This window comes from Devosia elaeis (assembly GCF_001650025.1).
Taxonomy (GTDB): domain Bacteria; phylum Pseudomonadota; class Alphaproteobacteria; order Rhizobiales; family Devosiaceae; genus Devosia; species Devosia elaeis.
The window spans coordinates 74,255-98,973 of the sequence record NZ_LVVY01000068.1; the positions used below are offsets into that span (position 1 = coordinate 74,255).

Sequence of the window (24,719 nt, forward strand, 5' to 3'; positions counted from 1 at the left end):
GATTGTGGGCATTGAATAGGATGAAAAATGGCTAAGAAGATTACGGGCTATATCAAGCTCCAGGTGCCGGCTGGCTCCGCCACCCCGTCGCCCCCGATCGGTCCCGCGCTGGGTCAGCGCGGTCTCAACATCATGGAATTCTGCAAGGCCTTCAACGCGGCCACGCAGGAACTCGAGAAGGGCTCGCCCATCCCGACCGTGATCACCGCCTATGCCGACAAGAGCTTCACCTTCGAGATGAAGCAGCCGCCGGTGACCTATTTCATCAAGAAGGCGCTCAACCTCAAGTCCGGCTCCAAGCTGCCGGGCAAGGACAGCGCTGGCACCATCACGCAGGCTCAGCTACGCGATATCGCCGAAAAGAAGATGAAGGATCTCAACGCCGATGACGTTGAATCCGCAATGACCATGATCGCCGGTTCCGCGCGCTCCATGGGCATCCAGGTCGAGGGCTAAGAGATATGGCAAAGATCGCAAAGAAGGTCGCCGCTGCCCGCGAAGGCATCGACCGCAACAAGCTCTACTCGCTCGAGGAAGCCATCAAGCTGGTGAAGTCGAAGGCCTCGGCCAAGTTCGATGAATCGGTCGAGATCGCGATGAACCTGGGCGTCGATCCGCGCCATGCCGACCAGATGGTCCGCGGCGTCGTTTCCCTGCCCAACGGCACCGGCAAGACCGTTCGCGTCGCCGTGTTCGCCCGTGGCGCCAAGGCTGACGAAGCCAAGGCTGCCGGTGCGGACATCGTCGGCGCCGAGGACCTGCTGGAAACCATCCAGGGCGGCAAGCTCGATTTCGATCGCTGCATCGCCACCCCGGACATGATGCCGCTGGTCGGCCGTCTCGGTAAGATCCTGGGCCCACGCAACCTGATGCCGAATCCCAAGGTCGGCACCGTGACCATGGACGTTAAGGGCGCCGTTGGCGCTGCCAAGGGCGGCGCCGTGGAATACCGCGTCGAGAAGGCCGGTATCATCCATGCCGGTATCGGCAAGGTGTCGTTCTCGGAAGAAGCGCTGCTGGCCAACATCAAGGCCTTCACCGACGCCGTCGTGAAGTCCAAGCCGGCCGGCGCCAAGGGCACCTATGTCAAGAAGGTCGCCGTGTCGTCCACCATGGGCCCGGGTGTCCATGTCGAGCCGGGTACGGCTCTCTAATTCGGAGCGGGAACTCTCCGTTCGCCGTCATTGCCCGGCTTGTCCGGGCAATCCAAGCGATGCTTCCATATCCCATGGACCACCCGGACAAGCCGGGTGGTGACGGGATGGATGGATTGGGCTATATGCCCGGTCACACCTAATTCCGGACGGTTCGCCGCCCGGTATTCAACAGAATGCGGAGCGATCCGCCTTTTGTTGAAAAAGTCCTGTCCGAGACTGCCGGCCGGCATCAGCCGTTAATTCCGATTTCGGAGCCAGCAATAGACGGGGTGAGACCGGATTTTCGTTCGGTTCGAACCTAAGCCAGTTGCCCCTCGCGGGCGCTCGGTTGGCAGGCACTAACCGTTGTTCCCCGGCCCGGACGGGCAGGGGGCAGCAATTGGCAATGGTCCATAGGCGCTTGCCGCTTCTGGACTTATTTGTGGAGACTAGCTTTGGAAAGAGCGGAAAAGCGTGAAGTCGTTGCCTCGCTCCAGGAAGCCCTCGCGGGCGCTGGATCGATCGTCGTCGCGCACAATACCGGCCTGACCGTCGCTGCTTTCACCGACCTGCGCGTGCAGGTCAAGAAGGCTGGCGGCAAGGTCAAGGTCGCCAAGAACCGCCTTGCCAAGCTCGCTCTGAAGGAAACCGATGTCGCGGACATTTCGGGCCTGTTCACCGGCCCGACCGTCATCGCCTATGCGGAAGATCCCGTCGCTGCACCGAAAATTGCAGCGGCCTTCGCCGAGAAGAACCAGAAGTTCGTCATTCTCGGTGGTGCCATGGGACAGACCGCTCTCGACGCCAATGGCGTCAAGGCGCTGGCGACCATGCCGTCGCTGGACGAACTGCGCGCCAAGCTCGCAGGCCTCGTCAAGCAGCCGGCAACGAACATCGCTTCCATCCTCGTGCAGCCGGGTGCGGGCATTGCTCGCGTCCTCAAGGCTCATTCGGAAAAGAGCGAAGCGGCATAAGGCCGTTCCGAACTACCTCAACATTCGAACCCGAACCCAAACTGAAAAGAGTATAAAATGGCTGCTGATCTCGCCAAGCTCGTTGATGACCTCTCGGCTCTGACCGTCCTCGAGGCCTCTGAACTGTCCAAGCTGCTGGAAGAAAAGTGGGGCGTTTCCGCCGCTGCTCCGGTTGCCGTCGCTGCCGCTGCCGGTGGTGGTGCTGCCGCTCCGGCCGCTGAAGAAAAGACCGAATTCGACGTGATCCTCGCCTCCTTCGGCGACAACAAGATCAACGTCATCAAGGAAGTCCGTGGCATCACCGGTCTCGGCCTGGGCGAAGCCAAGGCCCTGGTCGAAGGCGCTCCGAAGGCCGTCAAGGAAGGCGTGTCGAAGGCTGAAGCCGAAGACATCAAGAAGAAGCTGGAAGAAGCCGGCGCTAAGGTCGAACTCAAGTAATTTCGACTTCTGCCTTGAAATTTGCGAAATGGCGCTTTATGTGCCATTTCGCTTTTCCGTTTCTGACGGAACGATTCGCCAGGGCCGATTGGATGGGTCCAGGCGCCAATTTGCGGAAATATATGACGAATTTGGATGTCGCGGGCACGTTGAAGCCTCTGATGACCTCGCCGCGGGTATGCCTGCGTGCGGGGCTTTAGCCGCTGATCACACGTCTGTGATCCCGTTTCCGGGCCAGGAGCGGGATTTTTGCGTCGTCCAACCGGCCCGCAGAATTTGACTATTGGGCATATATCCCGAGCGCCGACGGCTGATAGTCGGGTCTTTGGATATCTGCCTCCGAGACAAGCAAAAACGGAGCGTTTCCGGGGAAGGTGGTTGCCACTTTCGCCTTGGAGGCGCGCCAATAACTGAAACAGGAGCTTTCATGGCTACCACGTTCAACGGCCGTCGCAAGGTACGCAAGTCCTTCGGGTCCATCCGCGAAGTCACGGAGATGCCCAACCTGATCGAAGTCCAGAAGGCTTCCTACGATCAGTTCCTGTTGGTCGACGAGCCCAAGGGTGGCCGTCCTGACGAAGGGCTGCAATCCGTTTTCCGTTCGGTTTTCCCGATCACCGATTTCTCCAATACCGCCTCGCTGGAATTCGTGCGCTACGAGTTCGAGCAGCCCAAATACGACATCGACGAGTGCCGTGCGCGCGATATCACTTTCGCTGCCCCGCTCAAGGTGACGCTGCGGCTGATCGTGTTCGAAGTGGACGAGGAAACCGGCGCCCGTTCGGTCAAGGACATCAAGGAGCAGGACGTCTATATGGGCGACATGCCCTTCATGACGTCGAACGGCACCTTCATCGTCAACGGCACCGAGCGCGTCATCGTTTCGCAGATGCATCGCTCGCCGGGCGTGTTCTTCGATCACGACAAGGGCAAGACCCATTCCTCGGGCAAGCTGCTCTTTGCCGGCCGCATCATTCCCTATCGCGGTTCCTGGCTCGATATCGAGTTCGACGCCAAGGATATCGTCTATGCGCGTATCGACCGTCGCCGCAAGATTCCGGTCACCTCGCTGCTCAAGGCGCTCGGCATGGACGCCGAGGAAATCCTGGCGACCTATTACAACACGCTGCAATACGAAAAGACCGAGAAGGGCTGGCGCGTTCCCTACGATGCCGAGAAGTGGAAGGGCGCCAAGCCGAGCCACGACCTGATCGACGCCAAGACCGGCGACGTCGTCCATGAGGGCGGCAAGAAGCTGTCCGCGCGCCAGGCCAAGAAGCTGGCCGAGAATGGCCTCACCCACCTGCTGGCGGTCGATGAAGATCTCCACGGCATGTATATCGCCGAGGATCTGGTCAACATGCAGACCGGCGAGATCTATGCCGAAGCCGGCGACGAGATCGACGAGAAGGTGCTGACCAAGCTGGTCGAACTCGGCTTCGACGAGCTGCCGATCCTCGACATCGATCACATCACCATCGGCGCCTATATCCGCAACACGCTGGCCGTGGACAAGAATGAGACCCGCGAGGACGCTCTGTTCGACATCTACCGCGTGATGCGTCCGGGCGAGCCGCCGACGGTCGAAACCGCCGAAGCCATGTTCCAGTCGCTGTTCTTCGACAGCGAGCGCTATGACCTCAGCGCCGTCGGCCGCGTCAAGATGAACATGCGCCTCGAGCTCGATGCGCCCGATACCATGCGGACCCTCCGCAAGGAAGACATCGTGGAAGTCGTCCGCACCCTGGTCGACCTGCGCGATGGCCGTGGCGAAATCGACGACATCGACAATCTGGGCAATCGCCGCGTCCGTTCGGTCGGCGAACTCATGGAAAACTCCTATCGTCTCGGCCTGCTCCGCATGGAGCGCGCCATCAAGGAGCGCATGAGCTCGGTCGAAATCGACACGGTGATGCCGCAGGACCTGATCAACGCCAAGCCGGCGGCCGCCGCGGTGCGGGAGTTCTTCGGCTCGTCCCAGCTCAGCCAGTTCATGGACCAGACCAACCCGCTCTCCGAGATCACCCACAAGCGCCGTCTCTCGGCGCTTGGGCCGGGCGGTCTCACCCGTGAGCGCGCCGGTTTCGAAGTCCGCGACGTGCATCCGACCCATTACGGTCGCATCTGCCCGATCGAGACGCCGGAAGGCCCGAATATCGGCCTGATCAATTCGCTCTCGACCTTTGCCCGCGTCAACAAGTACGGCTTCATCGAGACCCCGTACCGCAAGATCGTCGACGGCAAGCTGACCGATGAGGTTGTGTACCTCTCTGCCATGGAAGAGGCGAAGCACTATGTCGCCCAGGCGAACGTGCAGTTCACCAAGGGCGGCGAGCTGGCCGACGACCTGGTCGTGGCCCGCCATGCCGGCGACAACGGCCTGACACCCAAGGAAAACGTCGATCTGATGGACGTTTCCCCCAAGCAGATGGTCTCGGTCGCCGCCTCGCTGATCCCGTTCCTCGAGAACGACGACGCCAACCGCGCGCTCATGGGCTCGAACATGCAGCGTCAGGCCGTGCCGCTGCTGCGCGCCGAAGCCCCGTTCGTGGGCACCGGCATGGAGCCGATCGTGGCCCGCGATTCCGGCGCCGCCATCGTGGCCAAGCGTACTGGTATCGTGGACCAGGTTGACGCCACCCGCGTCGTGATCCGCGCCACGGAAGAAACCGATGCGTCCAAGTCGGGCGTCGATATCTACAACCTGATGAAGTTCCAGCGTTCGAACCAGTCGACCTGCATCAACCAGCGTCCGCTGGTGGTGGTGGGCGACCACATCAATGCCGGTGACATCATCGCCGATGGTCCCTCGACCGAACTGGGCGACCTGGCCCTGGGCCGCAACGTGCTCGTCGCGTTCATGCCCTGGAACGGCTACAACTTCGAAGACTCCATCCTGCTCAGCGAAAAGATCGCCATGCAGGACGTCTTCACCTCGATCCATATCGAGGAATATGAAGTCATGGCCCGCGACACCAAGCTCGGCCCCGAGGAAATCACCCGCGATATTCCGAACGTTTCGGAAGAAGCGCTCAAGAGCCTCGACGAAGCCGGTATCGTCCATATCGGTGCCGAAGTGCAGCCGGGCGATATCCTGGTCGGCAAGATCACGCCGAAGGGCGAAAGCCCGATGACGCCGGAAGAAAAGCTCCTCCGCGCCATCTTCGGTGAAAAGGCCTCCGACGTTCGCGACACCTCGCTCCGCGTGCCGCCGGGCGATGCTGGTACTGTCGTTGAAGTGCGCGTGTTCAACCGCCACGGCATCGACAAGGACGAGCGCGCCATGGCCATCGAGCGCGAGGAAATCGAGCGCCTGGCCAAGGACCGTGACGACGAACAGTCGATCCTGGACCGCAACGTCTATGCCCGTCTCAAGGAAATGCTGTTCGGCAAGGCCGCCACGGCCGGTCCGAAGGGCTATGTCGTGGGCACCAAGCTCAACGATTCCATCTTCGAGGCGCAGCCGCGCTCGAAGTGGTGGCAGTTCGCGGTCGAAGACGACAAGGTCATGACCGAGATGGAAGCTCTTCATGCCCAGTATGAAGAGAGCCGTCGTCTGCTCGAACAGCGCTTCATCGACAAGGTCGACAAGCTCCAGCGCGGTGACGAACTTCCGCCGGGCGTGATGAAGATGGTCAAGGTCTTCATCGCCACCAAGCGCAAGATCCAGCCGGGCGACAAGATGGCCGGCCGTCACGGCAACAAGGGCGTGGTGTCCCGCATCGTTCCCGTCGAGGACATGCCCTATCTCGAAGACGGCACCTCGGTGGATATCGTGCTGAACCCGCTCGGCGTGCCTTCGCGCATGAATGTGGGCCAGATCCTCGAAACGCACCTGGGCTGGGCTTGCGCCGGCATGGGCAAGAAGATCGACGAGATGGTCCGCGCCTATCATGCCAAGGGCGATCTCAAGCCGCTGCGTCTCGAAATCGGCGAACTCTTCGCCAATGACGAGACCATCACCGATCTCGATGATGACGGCCTGGTGCGCCTGGGCGAACACCTCTCGAAGGGCGTGCCGATCGCAACGCCGGTCTTCGACGGCGCCAAGGAAGCCGATATCGTGGACATGCTCGAGCGGGCAGGGCTGAAGTCCTCGGGTCAGTCGACCGTCTATGACGGCCGCACGGGCGAGCAGTTCGACCGTCAGGTGACCGTGGGCTATATCTACATGCTCAAGCTCGACCACCTGGTGGACAACAAGATCCACGCGCGCTCCATCGGGCCGTACTCGCTGGTCACCCAGCAGCCGCTGGGCGGCAAGGCCCAGTTCGGCGGTCAGCGCTTCGGCGAGATGGAAGTGTGGGCTCTCGAAGCGTATGGCGCCGCCTATACGCTGCAGGAAATGCTCACCATCAAGTCGGACGACGTGGCGGGCCGTACGAAGGTCTACGAGGCCATCGTGCGCGGCGACGACACCTTCGAAGCGGGTATTCCGGAAAGCTTCAACGTCCTGGTCAAGGAAATCCGTTCGCTCGGTCTCAATGTCGAACTTGAGAACCGCGAGCTGGACGCCCCGGCCAATGAAGCTGAAGGCGAACTCGCGCCTCCTCAGGAAGCGGCGGAATAATCCGGCACTTCCCACCCCATTCACCTTCCGTTCGGGACCCGTTCATCAACGGGGTCCCGGGCGGATAGAGGAGAGAATAGATGAACCACCATTCCCACGTCATGGACCCGTTCAACCCGGCCATTCCGGTGCAGACCTTCGATCAGATGAAAATCTCGATCGCGTCGCCGGAAAAGATCCTTTCCTGGTCCTACGGCGAGATCAAGAAGCCCGAGACCATCAATTACCGCACGTTCAAGCCCGAGCGTGACGGCTTGTTCTGCGCGCGCATCTTCGGCCCCGTGAAGGACTATGAGTGCCTGTGCGGCAAGTACAAGCGCATGAAGTTCAAGGGCGTCATCTGCGAAAAGTGCGGTGTGGAAGTCACGCTGAGCCGCGTGCGCCGCGAGCGCATGGGCCATATCGAGCTGGCCGCGCCCGTCGCCCATATCTGGTTCCTCAAGTCGCTGCCGAGCCGCATCGCCCTGCTGCTCGACATGACGCTGAAGGATATCGAGCGCATCCTCTATTTCGAGAACTATGTCGTTCTCGATCCGGGCCTGACGCCGTTCACCCAGAACGAGCTCCTGACCGAAGAGCAATATCTCGACGCCCAGGACGAATACGGCGCGGACACTTTCACCGCCAAGATCGGCGCGGAAGCCATTCGTGACCTGCTGATGAGCCTCGATCTCGAAAAGATCGCGGCGGACCTGCGTGTCGAAATCGCCGAAGCCACCACCGAGCTGAAGCCGAAGAAGCTGGCCAAGCGCCTCAAGATCGTCGAGCAGTTCATCGTGTCGGGCAACAAGCCCGAATGGATGATCATGACCGTCATTCCGGTCATTCCGCCCGAGCTGCGCCCGCTGGTGCCGCTGGATGGCGGTCGCTTCGCCACGTCCGACCTCAACGATCTCTATCGCCGCGTCATCAACCGTAACAACCGCTTGAAGCGCCTGATCGAGCTGCGTGCGCCGGACATCATCATCCGCAACGAAAAGCGCATGCTGCAGGAAGCCGTCGATGCGCTGTTCGACAACGGCCGCCGTGGCCGCACCATTACCGGTGCGAACAAGCGTCCGCTGAAGTCGCTCTCCGACATGCTCAAGGGCAAGCAGGGCCGGTTCCGTCAGAACCTGCTCGGCAAGCGCGTGGACTATTCGGGTCGTTCGGTCATCACTGTGGGTCCGAACCTCAAGCTCCACCAGTGCGGTCTTCCCAAGAAGATGGCGCTCGAGCTGTTCAAGCCGTTCATCTACTCGCGCCTTGAAGCGAAGGGTTTCTCTTCGACCGTCAAGCAGGCCAAGAAGCTGGTCGAGAAGGAAAAGCCCGAGGTTTGGGACATCCTGGACGAAGTGATCCGCGAGCACCCGGTTCTGCTGAACCGCGCGCCGACCCTTCACCGTCTGGGCATCCAGGCCTTCGAGCCGATCCTGATCGAAGGCAAGGCCATCCGTCTGCACCCGCTCGTCTGCTCGGCCTTCAATGCCGACTTCGACGGTGACCAGATGGCCGTGCACGTCCCGCTGTCGCTCGAAGCGCAGTTGGAAGCGCGCGTGCTGATGATGTCGACCAACAACATCCTGCACCCGGCCAATGGTCAGCCGATCATCGTGCCGTCGCAGGATATCGTGCTGGGCCTCTACTATCTCTCGCTGATGAACGATGGCGAGCCGGGTGAAGGCATGGCCTTCGGTTCCTATGCGGAACTCGAACACGCACTCGACAACAAGGTCGTCACCCTGCACACCAAGATCAAGGCCCGCGTGCCGGCTTGGGATGCGGATGGCAACAAGACGTCCGAGATCGTGGAAACGACCCCGGGTCGCATGTTGATCGGCCAGATCCTGCCGCAGAATCCGGCTGTGCCGTTCGCGACTGCGAACCAGCTCATGACCAAGAAGATGATCTCCAAGATGATCGACACCGTCTATCGCGGTTGCGGTCAGAAGGAGACGGTCATCTTCTGTGACCGCGTCATGCAGCTCGGCTTCAAGAACGCCTGTGACGCCGGCATCTCGTTCGGCAAGGACGACATGGTTATCCCTGCGTCCAAGTACACGATCGTGGAAGAGACCCGGAAGCTGGTCGAGGAATTCGAGCAGCAGTACAATGACGGCCTGATCACCCAGGGCGAAAAGTACAACAAGGTCGTCGACGCCTGGGCCAAGTGCGGTGACAAGGTCGCCGAAGAGATGATGGACGCGATCCGCACCGTGCAGGTCGACAAGGAGACCGGCCGTCAGAAGCCGATCAACTCCGTCTACATGATGTCTCACTCGGGTGCCCGTGGTTCGCCGGCCCAGATGAAGCAGCTTGCCGGCATGCGCGGCCTGATGGCCAAGCCGGACGGCTCGATCATCGAGACGCCGATCACCGCCAACTTCAAGGAAGGCCTCAACGTGCTGGAGTACTTCAACTCCACCCACGGTGCCCGTAAGGGTCTGGCCGATACCGCCCTGAAGACCGCCAACTCCGGTTACCTGACCCGTCGTCTCGTCGACGTCGCTCAGGACGCGATCATCGTCACCGAGGATTGCGGCACCGAGCGCGGCCTGACCATGGAGCCGATCGTCGATGCCGGCCAGGTCGTGGCCTCCATCGGGCAGCGCGTTCTGGGCCGGACCACGGCTGATGACGTGTTCCATCCGCTGACCGGCGATCTGATCGCTCCCAAGGGCACCCTGCTCGAGGAAAAGCATGTCGACGTGATCGAAGAGGCTCGCATCCAGTCGATCCGCATTCGCTCGCCGCTGACCTGCGATCTCCGCCAGGGCTGCTGCGCCGCCTGCTATGGTCGTGACCTGGCGCGCGGTACTCCGGTCAATATCGGCGAGGCTGTCGGCGTTATCGCCGCACAGTCCATCGGTGAACCCGGCACGCAGCTCACCATGCGCACGTTCCACATCGGTGGCACGGCACAGGTGGTGGACTCCTCGTTCCTGGAATCGGGCGCCGAAGGCAAGATCGAGATTCGCAACCCGAGCCTGGCCACCGTCGAAGGCGGCAAGCAGGTCGTCATGGCCCGTAACGTCTCGCTGGTCATCGTCGATGCCGAAGGCAAGGAACGTGCGACCCACAAGGTGACCTATGGTTCCAAGCTGCTGGTAAAGGAAGGCGACAATGTCCGCCGTGGCCAGCGCCTGGCCGAATGGGATCCCTACACCCGTCCGATCCTCGCCGAAGTCGAGGGCGAGGTGGTGTTCGAGGACCTGGTCGATGGTGCTTCCGTTGCGGAAAACACCGACGAGGCCACCGGCTTCACCAAGCGCGTGGTCATCGACTGGCGCGGCAATCAGCGTGGTGAAGGCCTCAAGCCTGCCCTCGCGATTTCCCGTGGCGGTGCCATTGCCAAGGTGGATCGCGGCGGCGACGCCCGTTACCTGCTCTCCGTCGACGCGGTCATCGCCGTCGAGCCGGGCGAGAAGGTGGCTCCGGGTGACGTCCTGGCCCGTATTCCGCTGGAATCGGCCAAGACCAAGGACATCACCGGCGGTCTGCCGCGTGTGGCCGAGCTGTTCGAAGCCCGTCGTCCGAAGGACCACGCCATCATCGCCGAGATCGATGGTACCATCCGCTTCGGCCGCGACTACAAGAACAAGCGCCGTGTCATCATCGAGCCGACCGAAGAGGGTGCCGATCCGGTCGAATACCTGATCCCGAAGGGCAAGCCGTTCCATCTCCAGGAAGGCGATGCCATCGAAAAGGGCGAATACATCCTGGACGGCAATCCCGCTCCGCACGACATCCTTGCCATCAAGGGTGTCGAGGAGCTGGCGCGCTACCTCGTCAACGAGATCCAGGAAGTCTATCGCCTGCAGGGCGTGCTGATTAACGACAAGCACATCGAGGTGATCGTTCGCCAGATGCTGCAGAAGGTGGAGATCGTGGAACCCGGCGATTCCGGCCTGCTCAAGGACGAGCAGCTCGACAAGCTGGACTTCGACGAGCTCAACGATCAGCTCGTGGCCGAAGGCAAGAAGCCGGCAACCGCCAATCCGGTGCTGCTCGGCATCACCAAGGCATCGCTGCAGACCCGCTCGTTCATCTCGGCGGCTTCCTTCCAGGAAACCACCCGCGTGCTCACCGAGGCCGCCGTCTCGGGCAAGGCCGACCTTCTCGAGGGCCTCAAGGAGAACGTGATCGTCGGCCGTCTGATCCCTGCCGGTACCGGTGCGGGCCAGGCCAAGGCCAAGCAGATCGCCGCCAAGCGCGACGACCTGATCCTGGACGAGCGCCGCCGCCAGGCCGAGACCGTCAAGATCGCGGCTCCGGCCGCCGAGTAAGGCGAACGACATTTACGAATTGGGAAAGGGGCCTTCGGGCCCCTTTTCTGTTTCCAGCGGCTTGATGCGCGGGAGCTTGACGCTGCGGCGCAGAAATGGAATGTTTATTTCGTGAAATGTCAAAAATGGAACATAGAGGCCATTTTGATACTGGTTCACGAGGGAGGAAATCGATGAACATTCTGACGAAGAGCTTCGCGGCCCTTGCCCTGGCGGCTATCGCGCTGCCAGCAAGCGTTCTGCCGGCCGCTGCCGAAGGCGAACGGTTCGTGCTGGTCTCGCATGCGCCGGATTCCGACAGCTGGTGGAACACCATCAAGAACGCCATCGCCCTGGCCGGCGAGCAGATGGGCGTGACGGTGGAATATCGCAATCCGCCGACGGGCGACCTGGCCGACATGGCGCGCATCATCGAGCAGGCCGCGGCGTCGAACCCGAACGGGATCATCTCCACCATCGCCGATTTCGACGTGCTGTCCGGCCCGCTCTCCGATGCCGTCGATCGCGGCATTCCGGTCATCACCATCAATTCGGGCACGGTCGAGCAATCCAAGGAAATCGGCGCGCTGCTGCATGTGGGCCAGCCGGAATACGATGCCGGCTTCGGTGCCGGCGAGCGCGCCAAGGCGGCTGGCGTCACCAGCTTCCTCTGCGTCAATCACTACATCACCAATCCGGCCTCGGTGGAGCGCTGCCAGGGCTTTGCCGATGCGCTCGGCGTCGAGCTGGGCAACCAGATGATCGATGCCGGCCAGGATCCGGGTGAAATCCAGTCCAAGGTCGCCGCCTATCTCCAGACCAATGCCGACACCAATGGCATCCTGACCCTCGGCCCCACTTCGGCCCATCCGACCATTGCCGCGCTCAACGCCAATGGCCAGGCCGGCGCCATCTTCTTCGGCACCTTCGACCTGTCGGACGAGATCGCCACGGCGATCGAGGACGGCACGATCAATTTCGCCATCGACCAGCAGCCCTTCCTGCAGGGCTATCTGCCGGTGGTCGTGCTGACCAATCTGGCGCGCTATGGCGTGGTGCCGGGCAATTCCATCAATTCCGGTCCCGGCTTCATCACCAAGGACAATATTGCTCTGGTCGAGCAATATGCCGGTCAATATCGCTGACAGGCCTGCCGCCCGGGGTTTCGGCCCCGGGCGTTCTGAAACCGGCGCCTGCGCCGGCGGCATCCCGGAGATATGATTATGGTTGACCAGCCCTCGGGCGCCCCGGTCGCCGATGAACGCATCCAGCGCCAATCGGGTCTGCGCCGTGCTTTCGTTCGCCCCGAATTGGGCGCCATGGCGGGTGCCGTCCTGGTATTTGTCTATTTCGCCATCGTCGCGGGTGGCACCGGCATGTTTGCCGCCGACGGCATCATGAACTGGGGCGTGGTCTCGGCCCAGTTCGCCATCATCGCCGTGGGCGCGTGCCTCCTGATGATCGCCGGCGAGTTCGACCTGTCCGTCGGCTCGATGATCGGCTTCGCGGGTATCGTCATCGCCCTTCTCAGCGTGCATATGGGCTGGCCCATGTGGGCCTCCATCATCGCCGCCTTCATCGTCGCCATGCTGATCGGCGCCGCCAATGGCTATCTCGTCATCAAGACCGGCCTGCCATCCTTCATCGTCACGCTGGCCTCGCTCTATATCCTGCGCGGTCTCACCATCTATCTGTCCATCTCCACCACGCGGCAGACCATTATCGGGGGCGTGCGCGAGGCGGCGCAGGGCGATTGGCTGGCGGCCTTGTTCGGCGGCAAGGTGCTCGGTTTCGTCTTCTCCTGGCTGGCCGACATGGGCTGGATCGCCACCTTCCAGGCCGGCAACAGGGCAGGGCAGCCGGTGGTGGACGGCATCCCCATGCTGATGATCTGGGCCGTCGCCCTCATTATCTTCGCCCATGTCTTGCTGACGCGGACCCGGTTCGGCAACTGGATTTATGCGTCGGGCGGCGATGCCAGGGCGGCGCGCTATGTCGGTGTGCCGGTTGATCGCGTCAAGATCGCCATGTTCGTGTTCTCGGCCTTCTGCGCCACCATTTTCGCCACCTGCCAGGTGATGGAATTCGGTTCGGCCGCGGCCGATCGCGGGCTGCTCAAGGAGTTCGAGGCCATTATCGCCGTGGTCATCGGCGGCGCGCTGCTCACCGGCGGCTATGGTTCCGTCATTGGTGCGGCGCTGGGCGCGCTGATCTTCGGCGTCGTGCAGCAGGGCCTGTTCTTTGCCGGCGTCGAAAGCTCGCTCTTCCGCGTCTTCCTCGGTGTCATCCTGCTGCTCGCCGTGATCCTCAATACCTATATCCGCCGCCTCATTACCGGGGAGCGTTGAGCCATGGCCGATAATCCGCTCATCGAGCTGATCGATATCAAGAAGCAGTTCGGGCCGGTCATTGCGCTCAATGGCGTTTCGGTTTCCGTCATGCCCGGCGAATGTCATTGCCTCCTGGGCGACAATGGCGCGGGCAAGTCCACCTTCATCAAGACCATGGCTGGCGTCCACAAGCCGACCTCCGGCGAAATCCGCATGAACGGGCAGAAAATCGACTTCGCCAATCCGCGCGATGCCATGGCTGCGGGCGTGGCCACGGTCTATCAGGACCTGGCGATGATCCCGCTCATGTCGGTGACGCGTAATTTCTGGATGGGCCGGGAGCCGCGCAAAGGCTGGGGGCCGTTCCAGTTTCTCGACATGGATCGGGCCAACCAGATCACGCTCGAAGAAATGCGCCGCATGGGCATCAGCCTGCGCGAGCCGGACCAGGCCGTTGGCACCTTGTCGGGCGGTGAGCGGCAGACGGTGGCTATCGCCCGGGCGGTCTATTTCGGCGCCAAGGTGCTCATTCTCGACGAACCCACCTCCGCCCTCGGTGTCCGGCAGACGGCCAATGTTCTGGCCACGATCGACCGGGTCCGCAAGACTGGCGTCGGCATCGTCTTCATCACCCACAATGTCCGCCACGCCTTGGCCGTCGGCGACCGCTTCACCGTCCTCAATCGCGGCAAGACCCTGGGGACGGCGAAGAAAGGGGAGCTTACACCCGAGCAATTGCAGGACATGATGGCGGGCGGCGCGGAACTGGCGGAATTGAGCGCGTCGCTGGGCGGCACGGTTTAGATGTTTGAGCCGGGCTTGTGATGGAAACCTCTTCGCCGATCCTTCCCATCCTGCGTCATTGCTGGGCTCGTCCCGGCAATCCATTTGCTGCAATATTGCATGGACCACCCGGATAAACCGGGTGGTGACGATGGAGGAGGTGGCCGAAACCCCTTGAGGAAGTGGATTCTGGCTAAGACGACAGGCTTTGAGCAGATCGGAACAATCATGTCGGATAGAATTGGCGTCGGGCTCATCGGCACCGGTTATATGGGCAAGTGCCACGCCCTGGCCTGGAATTCAGTCAAGGCCGTGTTCGGGGACGGGCCGCGTCCGCGCCTCGTCCATCTCGCCGAGGCCAATGCCGAGCTGGCGCGCCAGCGCGCCGAAGAATTCGGCTTCGAAAAGTCGACAGGTGACTGGCGCGAGCTGATCGCCGATCCCGATGTGGATGTGGTCTCCGTCACCACGCCCAATGCCTTCCATGCCGAAATGGCGATTGCCGCTCTCGAGGCCGGCAAGCATGTCTGGTGCGAAAAGCCGATGGCCGTGGGCTACGCCGAGGCCGAACGGATGGAAGCGGCGGCACGGGCCAGCGGTCGGGTCGCCATACTCGGCTACAACTACATCCAGAACCCGATGATCCGGCAGATCGGCGAGTTGATCGCCGCCGGCAGCATCGGCACGGTCAACCATGTCCGCGTCGAAATGGACGAGGATTTCATGGCCGATCCGGAGGCGCTCTTCTATTGGAAGAGCGAGGCCAGTTCGGGCTATGGCGCGCTCGACGATTTCGCCGTGCATCCGCTCAGTCTCCTTCAAACCCTGTTCGGCAATCCCACCCGGGTCTTTGCCCACCAGGCCAAACCCTATGCGGATCGGCCGCTTGGGGCAGGAGGGCGCCGCGCTGTCGAAACTTTCGATATCGCCAGCGTGCTGTTCGAGATCGGCGCCATCGGCGGTATTCTCGCCGTCAACCGCTCGGCCTGGGGGCGGAAGGGCCGCATCGTTCTGCAAATCTTCGGCTCTGCCGGCAGCATCGTCTATGACCAGGAGCGCATGAACGAATTGCAGCTCTATCGGGCAAACGGCCCGGCGTCAGGGCAGGGCTTTACCACCATGCTGGCCGGCCCCGCCCACAAGCCCTATGACCGTTTCATTCCCGCGCCCGGCCACGGCCTGGGCTTCAACGACCTCAAGGTCATCGAGTGCCACGAATTGCTGCGGGCCATTGCCGGGGAACCCGCGCGGGTGATCGACTTTGCCGCGGGGCTGACGATCGAGCGCAGCGTTCATGCCATGGCGCGCAGCCATGCGGAGCAGGCCTGGGTCAGTTTAAACAGCTAAACTGCTCATATTGGCCTGAACCAGCCGGCTAGAAGACCTCATGGTGAGCCTGTCGAACCACGAGGTCGGGCACGCTACGAGCTGTGTGCCACGACCCCGCCCTTCGACTGGCTCAGGATGAGGTCTACTGGCGCTATAGTGCAGAGGTGAACGCGATGGCCTACCCGTATCAGGCCGCGCCATCTTCCATGCCGGCCAGATATCGGGTCAATTCCCGCGCGGCAGCGGCCCCCGCGCGATTGGCGCCGATGGTCGATGCGGACGGACCGTATCCGACGAGGTGTATCCGGGGATCCTTGGCGGCCTGGGTGGCGAGCCTGCCGGTCATGACAATGCCGCCATTCTCCTCCCGAAGCTGCAGCGGCGCGAGGTGGTCGAGGGCGCTGCGAAAGCCGGTGCACCACAGGATGACATCGACATCGCGGGATGTGCCATCCTCCCAGCGAACCCCGCTTTCGGAGATTTCGGAAAACATCGGCAGGCGATCCAGCGCGCCGCGCGCCTGCATCGCTTCGATCGCCGGCGTGACCGGCAGGCCCGTCACCGAAACGACGGCGCGCGGCGGCAGGCCCGCCCGCACCCGTTCCTCCACCATGGCCACGGCCATGCGCCCGGCCTCTTCGTCGAATGGGCCCGTGCGCCAGCGCGGCGGCGTCCTCGTTACCCAGGTGGTCCGCGTCACCTGGGAGATTTCATCGAGAAGCTGTATGGCCGAAATTCCGCCGCCCACGATCAGGACATGCTTGCCCCTGAACTCGTCCGCGGTTCGGTAATCCTTTGTGTGCAACTGCCTGCCCGTGAAGAGATCGCGGCCGGGATAGTCCGGCACATAGGGCTGTTCCCAGGTGCCGGTGGCATTGATGATGCCACGCACCGAAAACAATCCCCTGTCGCTTTCCACCCTCAGGTGGTCACCGCGCGGGCACACGACCTTGACGTCGGCGGGACGCAAGACGCGGAGATCGAAATGGCTCTCATAGGCGGCGAAATAGTGCGGCACGGCCACCGAGGCCCGGACGGATTGGTCGGTGCCGGAAAACTCGGCAAAGCCCAGCCCCGGAAGGTCATGGACACGGTTGACCGTGCTGAGGGTGAGCGAGGGCCAGCGATGCTGCCAGGCGCCGCCGGGCGAGGGGGCGTGGTCGAGCACCAGGAAGTCGCGTTGGGGGACAAGTCCCAGCTTCTTCAGATGATAGGCCGAACTCAGGCCGGCCTGTCCCGCGCCGATCACCACGATGTCGAGTTTCAGGGCGGTGCGCAGGGCAGGGGTGGTCAATTCGGCAAGCTCCAGCAGGGACGTCACACTTAGGGTGCATGCCGATGCCGCACAAGCAATGGGAAAGCCATTGCAGGTCCGCCGCGCATGGCTCAAACGCGCGTCCGAACGATATGGGACAAAACCGTCCAGTCGGGCAAATCGGGCCCGATCCGATCAAACCCCCGGAAATGCATGGCTCTCCCTCGGATTTTTCACGAAAGAATCCTTGACGGGGCGAGTCTTCGGTTCTAAACAGCGCCTACCTAAGCGGTCGGTCGTGATTGTCACACCGGGTCCCTGCCATCTCGTGCGGGAATCCAGGGCAGTCAAACACACTGTCGGGTAACTAGACGAAGCAAATCCTTGTGCGCATGACTGCTGCCGAAAGGCGGGTGGTCCGCTGCAACTGAGGCGCCGCCGAATCCATGAACGGTTCGGGCGAGCGCCGCTTTGGTTTGCTTGTGTTGACCGTATGATTTTGGACCAATGGAAAGAGCGCAATGCCCACCATTAATCAGCTGATCCGCAAGCCACGCGCCAGCAAGCCAAAGCGGAACAAAGTTCCGGCCATGGAAGCCAATCCGCAAAAGCGCGGCGTTTGCTCCCGTGTGTACACGACGACCCCGAAGAAGCCGAACTCGGCTCTGCGCAAGGTGGCCAAGGTTCGCCTGACCAACCAGCGCGAAGTGATTTCGTACATCCCGGGCGAAGGTCACAACCTTCAGGAGCACTCTGTCGTGCTCATCCGCGGCGGCCGCGTGCGCGACCTGCCGGGTGTTCGTTATCACGTGCTCCGCGGTGTTCTTGACACCCAGAGCGTGAAGGACCGCAAGCAACGCCGTTCGAAGTACGGCGCGAAGCGTCCGAAGTAAGGAGAATTTGAGTCATGTCCCGTCGCCACCGTGCAGAGAAGCGTGACGTTATTCCCGATCCCAAGTTCGGCGATCTGGTCGTCACCAAGTTCATGAACTCCCTGATGAAGGACGGCAAGAAGTCGGCTGCCGAATCCATCGTCTATGGCGCTTTCGACATCGTCGAAGCCAAGACCAAGCAGGATCCGATCACCGTGTTCCATGGCGCCCTGGACAATATCCGTCCGGCCGTCGAAGTGCGCTCGCGCCGCGTTGGTGGTGCCACGTACCAGGTTCCGGTTGAAGTCCGTGCCGACCGTCAGCAGGCCCTGGCCATCCGCTGGCTCATCGATTCCGCCCGCAAGCGCGGCGAGAACACCATGCGCGAGCGCCTTTCCGGCGAGCTCATGGATGCGATGAATGGCCGTGGTCAGGCCGTCAAGAAGCGCGAAGATACGCACCGTATGGCTGATGCCAACCGTGCCTTCTCGCACTACCGCTGGTAGTAGGAGCATCTCATGGCACGCGAAACCGCCATCAATCTCTATCGTAACTTCGGCATCATGGCCCACATCGATGCCGGCAAGACGACCACGACCGAGCGCATCCTGTACTATACCGGCAAGAACCATAAGATGGGCGAGACCCATGATGGTGCTTCCACCATGGACTGGATGGAGCAGGAGCAGGAACGCGGCATCACCATCACCTCGGCTGCGACCACCACGTCGTGGAAGTCGCGCGATGGCGTGCAGCACCGCTTCAACATCATCGACACCCCCGGCCACGTGGACTTCACCATCGAAGTCGAGCGTTCGCTGCGCGTGCTCGACGGTGCCGTCGCCCTGCTGGATGCCAATGCCGGTGTCGAGCCGCAGACGGAAACCGTCTGGCGCCAGGCCGACAAGTACCACGTTCCGCGTCTGATCTTCGTCAACAAGATGGACAAGATCGGTGCCGATTTCTATCGCTGCGTCGAGATGATCGGTTCGCGTCTGGGTGCCAAGGGCATTCCGGTCCAGCTGCCGATCGGCGCCGAGACCGAGTTCAAGGGCGTCGTCGACCTGATCGAGATGAAGGGCGTTGTCTGGCGCAACGAAGAGCTCGGTGCCCAGTGGGACATCGTCGAGATCCCGGCCGACCTCAAGGAGAAGGCCGAGAAGTACCGTGAGGCCATGATCGAAGCGGCCGTCGAAATGGACGACGCTGCGATGGAAGCCTATCTCGAAGGCGAAGTGCCGAACAACGACACCATCCGTCGTCTGCTCCGCAAGGGCGTCATCGACACCAAGTTCTTCCTCGTCTATGCCGGCTCGGCCTTCAAGAACAAGGGCGTGCAGCCCCTGCTCGATGGCGTGATCGACTTCCTGCCCTCGCCGATCGACATTCCGGCGATCAAGGGCATCGACGCCAAGACCGAAGAGCCGATCGAGCGTCATGCCGACGACAACGAGCCGCTCTCGATGCTGGCCTTCAAGATCGCCAACGACCCGCATATGGGCACGTTGACCTTCTGCCGCATCTATTCGGGTCACCTCGAAGCCGGCGTGCAGCTGGAAAACACCGTGAAGGGCAAGCGCGAGCGCGTTGGCCGCATGTTCCAGATGCACTCGAACAGCCGCGAGCAGATCACCGAAGCTTATGCCGGTGACATCGTGGCCATCGTCGGCCTCAAGGACACCACCACGGGTGATACCCTGGCTCCGACCAACTCGCAGGTTATCCTCGAGCGCATGATCTTCCCGGATCCGGTTATCGACATCTCCGTCGAGCCGAAGTCCAAGGCCGACCAGGAAAAGATGGGCCTCGCGCTCAACCGCCTGGCTGCCGAAGATCCGTCGTTCCGCGTCAAGACCGACGAGGAATCGGGCCAGACCATCATCTCGGGCATGGGCGAATTGCACCTCGACATCATCGTCGACCGCATGAAGCGCGAGTTCAAGGTGGAAGCCAATATTGGTCAGCCGCAGGTGGCGTATCGTGAAACGATCACCCGCAAGACCGAGAAGGACTACACCCACAAGAAGCAGTCCGGCGGTTCGGGCCAGTTCGCCCGCATCAAGATCGTCGTCGAGCCGGGTGAAGTCGGCAAGGGCCTCGAATTCGTCAATGCCATCGTCGGCGGCGCTGTTCCCAAGGAATACGTGCCGGGCGTCAGCAAGGGTATCGAATCGGTCATGGGCGCTGGCCCGCTGATCGGCTTCCCCGTCGTTGACGTGAAGGTGACGCTCGTCGATGGCGCCTACCACGACGTCGACTCCTCGGTGCTCGCGTTCGAAATCGCCGGCCGTGCGGGCTTCCGCGAAGCCCTGCGTGAAGCCGGTCCGAAGATCCTCGAACCGATCATGAAGGTTGAAGTTGTCACGCCAGACGATTACATGGGCGACGTCATCGGCGACCTCAACTCGCGTCGTGGGCAGATCCAGGGCACTGAAAGCCGTGGTGTTGTCCAGGTCGTGAATGCGTTCGTGCCGCTTGCAAACATGTTCGGTTACGTCAACTCGCTGCGCTCGATGAGCCAGGGTCGTGCTCAGTACACGATGACGTTCGACCATTACGAACAGGTTCCGCAGGCGGTGGCTGACGAAGTCCAGGCCAAGTACGCCTAACAACAGCGCAAGCTAAAAACTCAACTGAATGTCGGCGATTGCGCTGACGAATTTGGAGAAAAGTGATGGCGAAGGAAAAATTTGCCCGTAACAAGCCGCACTGTAACATCGGCACCATCGGTCACGTTGACCATGGCAAGACCTCGCTGACCGCAGCGATCACCAAGGTCCTGGCCGAAACCGGCGGCGCTGCGTTCCGCGATTACTCGCAGATCGACAATGCGCCGGAAGAAAAGGCTCGTGGCATCACCATCAACACCTCGCACGTCGAGTACGAGACGGCCAACCGTCACTACGCTCACGTCGATTGCCCGGGCCACGCCGACTACGTGAAGAACATGATCACCGGTGCCGCACAGATGGACGGCGCGATCCTGGTCGTGTCCGCTGCCGACGGCCCGATGCCCCAGACCCGTGAGCACATCCTGCTTGCCCGTCAGGTTGGCGTGCCGGCCCTGGTCGTGTTCCTGAACAAGTGCGACATGGTCGACGATCCGGAACTGCTCGAGCTCGTCGAGCTCGAAGTGCGCGAGCTGCTCTCGTCCTACGAATTCCCGGGCGACGACATTCCGGTGATCCGTGGTTCGGCTCTGGCTGCCCTGGAAGACAGCGACAAGGCCCTCGGCCATGACGCCGTGCTGAAGCTGATGGAAGCCGTTGACGCCTACATCCCGCAGCCGGAGCGTCCGGTCGACCAGCCCTTCCTGATGCCGATCGAAGACGTGTTCTCGATCTCGGGTCGCGGCACCGTGGTGACCGGCCGTGTCGAGCGCGGTATCGTCAAGGTTGGTGAAGAAGTCGAAATCGTCGGCATCAAGGCCACCCAGAAGACGACCGTGACCGGCGTTGAAATGTTCCGCAAGCTGCTCGATTCGGGTGAAGCCGGCGACAATATCGGCGCGCTGATCCGTGGTATCGACCGCACCCAGGTGGAACGCGGCCAGGTGCTCTGCAAGCCCGGTTCCGTGACCCCGCACACCGACTTCGTTGCTGAGGCCTATATCCTCACCAAGGAAGAAGGCGGCCGTCACACTCCGTTCTTCGGCAACTACCGTCCGCAGTTCTACTTCCGCACCACCGACGTGACGGGTATCGTCACCCTGCCGGAAGGCACGGAAATGGTGATGCCGGGCGACAACATCAACATGAACGTTCAGCTCATCGTTCCGATCGCCATGGAAGAGAAGCTCCGCTTCGCTATCCGTGAAGGTGGCCGCACCGTCGGCGCCGGCGTCGTCGCGAAGATCCTGAAGTAATCGTCCTAGAGACTTTCGCGGCGCGCGTGTCTGCGCGCCGCGATCCATTTTGTCAGGATTTGAGAAGATGAACGGTCAGAATATTCGCATCCGCCTCAAGGCGTTTGACCATCGCGTGCTCGACACCTCGACCCGCGAGATCGTCAACACTGCCAAGCGTACGGGTGCGCAGGTGCGCGGGCCGATCCCGCTGCCGACCCGTATCGACAAGTTCACCGTCAACCGCTCGCCGCATATCGACAAGAAGGCCCGCGAGCAGTTCGAGATCCGGACCCACAAGCGTCTGCTGGACATTGTGGACCCGACTCCCCAGACGGTCGATGCACTGATGAAGCTCGATCTCGCCGCCGGTGTCGACGTCGAAATCAAGCTCTAATAACGAGTTTCCGCGCCTGCCGCTAAAGGGGTCCTCTGAAGACATGACCCGGCAGAGCGCCAAATGAGAAGGTAAAAACCGATGCGTTCTGGATTGATCGCACAGAAGCTGGGGATGACCCGCATCTTCACCGAGGACGGCAACCACGTCCCCGTGACGGTGCTGGGCCTGCAGAACTGCCAGGTGGTGGGCCAGCGCACTGTCGAGAAGGATGGCTATGTCGCCCTCCAGCTCGGTGCCGGCCAGGCCAAGGCCAAGAACATCTCCAAGGCCGAGCGCGGCCAGTATGCCGTCGCCAAGGTCGAGCCCAAGCGTCACGTGGCCGAGTTCCGCGTGGATGCCGACAACCTCATCGAGGTTGGCGCTACGCTCAAGGCCGACCATTTCGCGGAAGGCCAGCTGGTCGACGTGACCGGAACCTCCATCGGTAAGGGTTTTGCCGGCGGTATGAAGCGCTGGAACTTCGGTGGTCTGCGTGCTTCGCACGGTGTGTCCGTGTCGCACCGCTCCATCGGTTCCACCGGTGGCCGCCAGGATCCGGGCAAGACCTTCAAGAACAAGAAGATGCCGGGCCATATGGGTGATCGTCGTATCACCACGCAGAACGTCAAGGTCGTCAAGACCGACGTGGAGCGTGGTCTGATCATGATCCAGGGTTCGGTTCCGGGCTCCAAGGGTGCCTGGATCATGATCAAGGACGCCGTCAAGAAGCCGGCTCCCGCGAACGCAGCCTTCCCGGGCTCGTTCGAGGCCGCTGCTGCGGGAGAAGCGAAGTAAATGGAACTCAAGGTAACCACTCTCGACGGCAAGGCCGCCGGCACGGTCGATCTCAAGGACGATCTGTTCGGTCTCGAGGTCCGTCCCGATATCCTGCATCGCATGGTTCGCTACCAGCAGCTCAAGGCCATGGCCGGCACGCATGACGTGAAGAACCGGTCGGAAGGCGCGCGCACGGGCAAGAAGTTCGTGAAGCAGAAGGGTTCTGGCGGCGCTCGTCACGGCGACCGCAAGGCTCCGCAGTTCCGTGGTGGTGGCCGTGCATTCGGTCCGACCCCGCGCAGCCATGCGATCGACCTGCCCAAGAAGGTCCGCGCCCTGGCGCTCAAGCATGCGCTCTCGTCCAAGGCCAAGGCTGGCTCGCTCGTCGTCATCGACAGCGTTGCTCAGAAGGAAGCCAAGACGGCAGCCCTGCGCACGACCTTCGGCAAGCTGGAATGGGCGAATGCCCTGATCATCGATGGCGCGACTGTCGACCAGAACTTCGCTCTGGCCGCCCGCAACATCCCGAATATCGACGTGCTGCCGGTGCAGGGGATCAACGTTGTGTCGATCCTGAAGCGTGACAAGCTCGTCCTCACCAAGGCAGCGCTCGAAGCGCTCGAAGCGAGGTTCGCATGAACAAGCTTGCCGCTTACGACATCATCCGTAACCCCGTCGTGACGGAAAAGTCGACCATGGCTTCGGAAGCCAACCAGGTTGTCTTCGACGTCGCCATCGACGCCAACAAGACCGAGATCAAGGCCGCCGTCGAGCAGCTCTTCTCGGTCAAGGTCAAGGCAGTGAACACCCTGGTCCGCAAGGGCAAGGTGAAGCGCTTCCGTGGTCGTGTCGGTGTCCGCAACGACATCAAGAAGGCCGTTGTAACCCTGGTTGACGGCCAGTCGATCGATATTTCGACCGGCCTCTAAGGGACGAGAGACAGACAAATGGCTCTAAAGACTTACAATCCCACCTCCGAAGGCCGTCGTACCCTGATCACGACCGATCGTTCGGAACTGTGGAAGGGCGCCCCGGTCAAGGCTTTGACCGAAGGCCTCAGCAAATCCGGTGGCCGTAACAATCGTGGCCGCATCACCGCGTTCCATCGCGGTGGTGGTCACAAGCGCAGCTACCGCATGATCGACTTCAAGCGCGTGAAGTTCGACGTGGTCGGGACCGTTGAGCGTCTCGAATACGATCCGAACCGCACCGCCTGGATCGCTCTGATCAAGTACGAAGACGGCGAGCTTGCCTATATCGTGGCTCCGCAGCGTCTGGCAGCCGGCGACAAGGTCATCTCCTCGATGAACGGCGCCGACGTGAAGCCGGGCAATGCCATGCCGCTGGAGCGCATGCCCGTCGGCACCATCGTGCACAATATCGAGCTGAAGCCCCGCAAGGGCGGCCAGGTCGCCCGTTCGGCCGGTGCCTATGCTCAATATGTGGGCCGCGACCAGGGTTGGGCCATTCTGCGCCTCAATTCGGGTGAGCAGCGCCGCGTGCACGGCTCGTGCCTGGCCACTGTTGGTGCCGTGTCCAACCAGGACCACTCCAACACCTCGCTCGGCAAGGCCGGTCGCAATCGCTGGCTCGGCCGCAAGCCGGTCAACCGCGGCGTGACCATGAACCCGGTCGATCACCCGCATGGTGGTGGTGAAGGCCGTACGTCGGGTGGCCGTCATCCGGTGACCCCGTGGGGCAAGCCCACCAAGGGCAAGCGTACGCGCAGCAACAAGGCTACGGACCAGTTTATCGTTCGCAGCCGTCACGTGAAGAAGGGCAGGTAAG

The 24,719-nt window shown here is 61.9% G+C and carries 20 protein-coding genes; 19 read left to right on the top strand and 1 reads right to left on the bottom strand.

Annotation, left to right across the window (positions count from 1 at the left end):
• Positions 1–27: 27 nt before the first annotated feature.
• The 10 genes from rplK (at position 28) to A3840_RS05855 (ending at position 15,822) form a co-directional block, all read left to right on the top strand.
• Positions 28–456 carry a 50S ribosomal protein L11 gene (gene rplK, locus A3840_RS05810; protein WP_067453281.1) on the top strand — a complete coding sequence of 143 codons (429 nt, stop codon included), beginning with the start codon at positions 28–30 and terminating at the stop codon, positions 454–456.
• A gap of 5 nt (positions 457–461) precedes the next feature.
• Positions 462–1,154 carry a 50S ribosomal protein L1 gene (gene rplA, locus A3840_RS05815; RefSeq protein ID WP_067453285.1) on the top strand — a complete coding sequence of 231 codons (693 nt, stop codon included), beginning with the start codon at positions 462–464 and terminating at the stop codon, positions 1,152–1,154.
• A gap of 437 nt (positions 1,155–1,591) precedes the next feature.
• Positions 1,592–2,110: a 50S ribosomal protein L10 gene (gene rplJ, locus A3840_RS05820; protein WP_067453288.1), complete on the top strand. Its 519-nt coding sequence runs from the start codon at positions 1,592–1,594 to the stop codon at positions 2,108–2,110.
• A gap of 57 nt (positions 2,111–2,167) precedes the next feature.
• The gene (gene rplL, locus A3840_RS05825; RefSeq protein ID WP_067453292.1) at positions 2,168–2,548 is read left to right on the top strand and encodes a 50S ribosomal protein L7/L12; all 381 of its coding nucleotides are present in this window, start codon (positions 2,168–2,170) and stop codon (positions 2,546–2,548) included.
• A 427-nt stretch (positions 2,549–2,975) separates the two neighbouring features.
• Positions 2,976–7,118 (top strand): DNA-directed RNA polymerase subunit beta, encoded by a 4,143-nt coding sequence (gene rpoB, locus A3840_RS05830; protein ID WP_067453295.1) that lies wholly within the window; start codon positions 2,976–2,978, stop codon positions 7,116–7,118.
• 80 nt (positions 7,119–7,198) lie between these two features.
• Positions 7,199–11,383, top strand: a complete 4,185-nt coding sequence (rpoC, locus tag A3840_RS05835; RefSeq protein ID WP_067453298.1) for a DNA-directed RNA polymerase subunit beta' — start codon at positions 7,199–7,201, stop codon at positions 11,381–11,383.
• A 173-nt stretch (positions 11,384–11,556) separates the two neighbouring features.
• A complete protein-coding gene (locus tag A3840_RS05840) occupies positions 11,557–12,507 on the top strand; it encodes a sugar ABC transporter substrate-binding protein (RefSeq protein ID WP_067453299.1) in 951 nt (316 codons plus the stop codon).
• A 78-nt stretch (positions 12,508–12,585) separates the two neighbouring features.
• The gene (locus tag A3840_RS05845; RefSeq protein WP_067453421.1) at positions 12,586–13,710 is read left to right on the top strand and encodes an ABC transporter permease; all 1,125 of its coding nucleotides are present in this window, start codon (positions 12,586–12,588) and stop codon (positions 13,708–13,710) included.
• 3 nt (positions 13,711–13,713) lie between these two features.
• A complete protein-coding gene (locus A3840_RS05850) occupies positions 13,714–14,496 on the top strand; it encodes an ATP-binding cassette domain-containing protein (RefSeq protein ID WP_067453302.1) in 783 nt (260 codons plus the stop codon).
• Between the two features lie 207 nt (positions 14,497–14,703).
• The gene (locus tag A3840_RS05855; RefSeq protein ID WP_067453306.1) at positions 14,704–15,822 is read left to right on the top strand and encodes a Gfo/Idh/MocA family protein; all 1,119 of its coding nucleotides are present in this window, start codon (positions 14,704–14,706) and stop codon (positions 15,820–15,822) included.
• Between the two features lie 169 nt (positions 15,823–15,991).
• Here the strand turns inward: A3840_RS05855 and A3840_RS05860 are convergent, their stop codons facing one another.
• The gene (locus A3840_RS05860; RefSeq protein ID WP_245676556.1) at positions 15,992–17,098 is read right to left on the bottom strand and encodes an NAD(P)-binding domain-containing protein; all 1,107 of its coding nucleotides are present in this window, start codon (positions 17,096–17,098) and stop codon (positions 15,992–15,994) included.
• A 482-nt stretch (positions 17,099–17,580) separates the two neighbouring features.
• Here A3840_RS05860 and rpsL point away from each other — a divergent pair, with 482 nt between their 5' ends.
• The 9 genes from rpsL (at position 17,581) to rplB (ending at position 24,718) form a co-directional block, all read left to right on the top strand.
• Complete coding sequence (gene rpsL, locus A3840_RS05865; RefSeq protein WP_035080811.1) at positions 17,581–17,952, top strand: 30S ribosomal protein S12; 372 nt, start codon at positions 17,581–17,583, stop codon at positions 17,950–17,952.
• A gap of 14 nt (positions 17,953–17,966) precedes the next feature.
• Positions 17,967–18,437 (top strand): 30S ribosomal protein S7, encoded by a 471-nt coding sequence (gene rpsG, locus A3840_RS05870; RefSeq protein ID WP_067453309.1) that lies wholly within the window; start codon positions 17,967–17,969, stop codon positions 18,435–18,437.
• 12 nt (positions 18,438–18,449) lie between these two features.
• Positions 18,450–20,540 (top strand): elongation factor G, encoded by a 2,091-nt coding sequence (fusA, locus tag A3840_RS05875; RefSeq protein ID WP_067453312.1) that lies wholly within the window; start codon positions 18,450–18,452, stop codon positions 20,538–20,540.
• Positions 20,541–20,605: 65 nt separating this feature from the next.
• Entirely contained in the window at positions 20,606–21,796 is a 1,191-nt protein-coding gene (gene tuf / locus A3840_RS05880; protein WP_067453315.1) for an elongation factor Tu, read from the top strand.
• 67 nt (positions 21,797–21,863) lie between these two features.
• Positions 21,864–22,172 carry a 30S ribosomal protein S10 gene (gene rpsJ / locus A3840_RS05885; protein ID WP_035080820.1) on the top strand — a complete coding sequence of 103 codons (309 nt, stop codon included), beginning with the start codon at positions 21,864–21,866 and terminating at the stop codon, positions 22,170–22,172.
• An 81-nt stretch (positions 22,173–22,253) separates the two neighbouring features.
• Positions 22,254–22,949 (top strand): 50S ribosomal protein L3, encoded by a 696-nt coding sequence (rplC, locus tag A3840_RS05890; protein ID WP_067453318.1) that lies wholly within the window; start codon positions 22,254–22,256, stop codon positions 22,947–22,949.
• Entirely contained in the window at positions 22,950–23,570 is a 621-nt protein-coding gene (gene rplD, locus A3840_RS05895; RefSeq protein WP_067453321.1) for a 50S ribosomal protein L4, read from the top strand.
• The gene (locus A3840_RS05900) at positions 23,567–23,860 is read left to right on the top strand and encodes a 50S ribosomal protein L23 (RefSeq protein ID WP_046104458.1); all 294 of its coding nucleotides are present in this window, start codon (positions 23,567–23,569) and stop codon (positions 23,858–23,860) included. Before rplD ends, A3840_RS05900 begins: the two co-directional genes overlap by 4 nt.
• 18 nt (positions 23,861–23,878) lie before the next feature.
• Positions 23,879–24,718 carry a 50S ribosomal protein L2 gene (rplB, locus tag A3840_RS05905; protein WP_067453324.1) on the top strand — a complete coding sequence of 280 codons (840 nt, stop codon included), beginning with the start codon at positions 23,879–23,881 and terminating at the stop codon, positions 24,716–24,718.
• Position 24,719 lies beyond the last annotated feature (1 nt).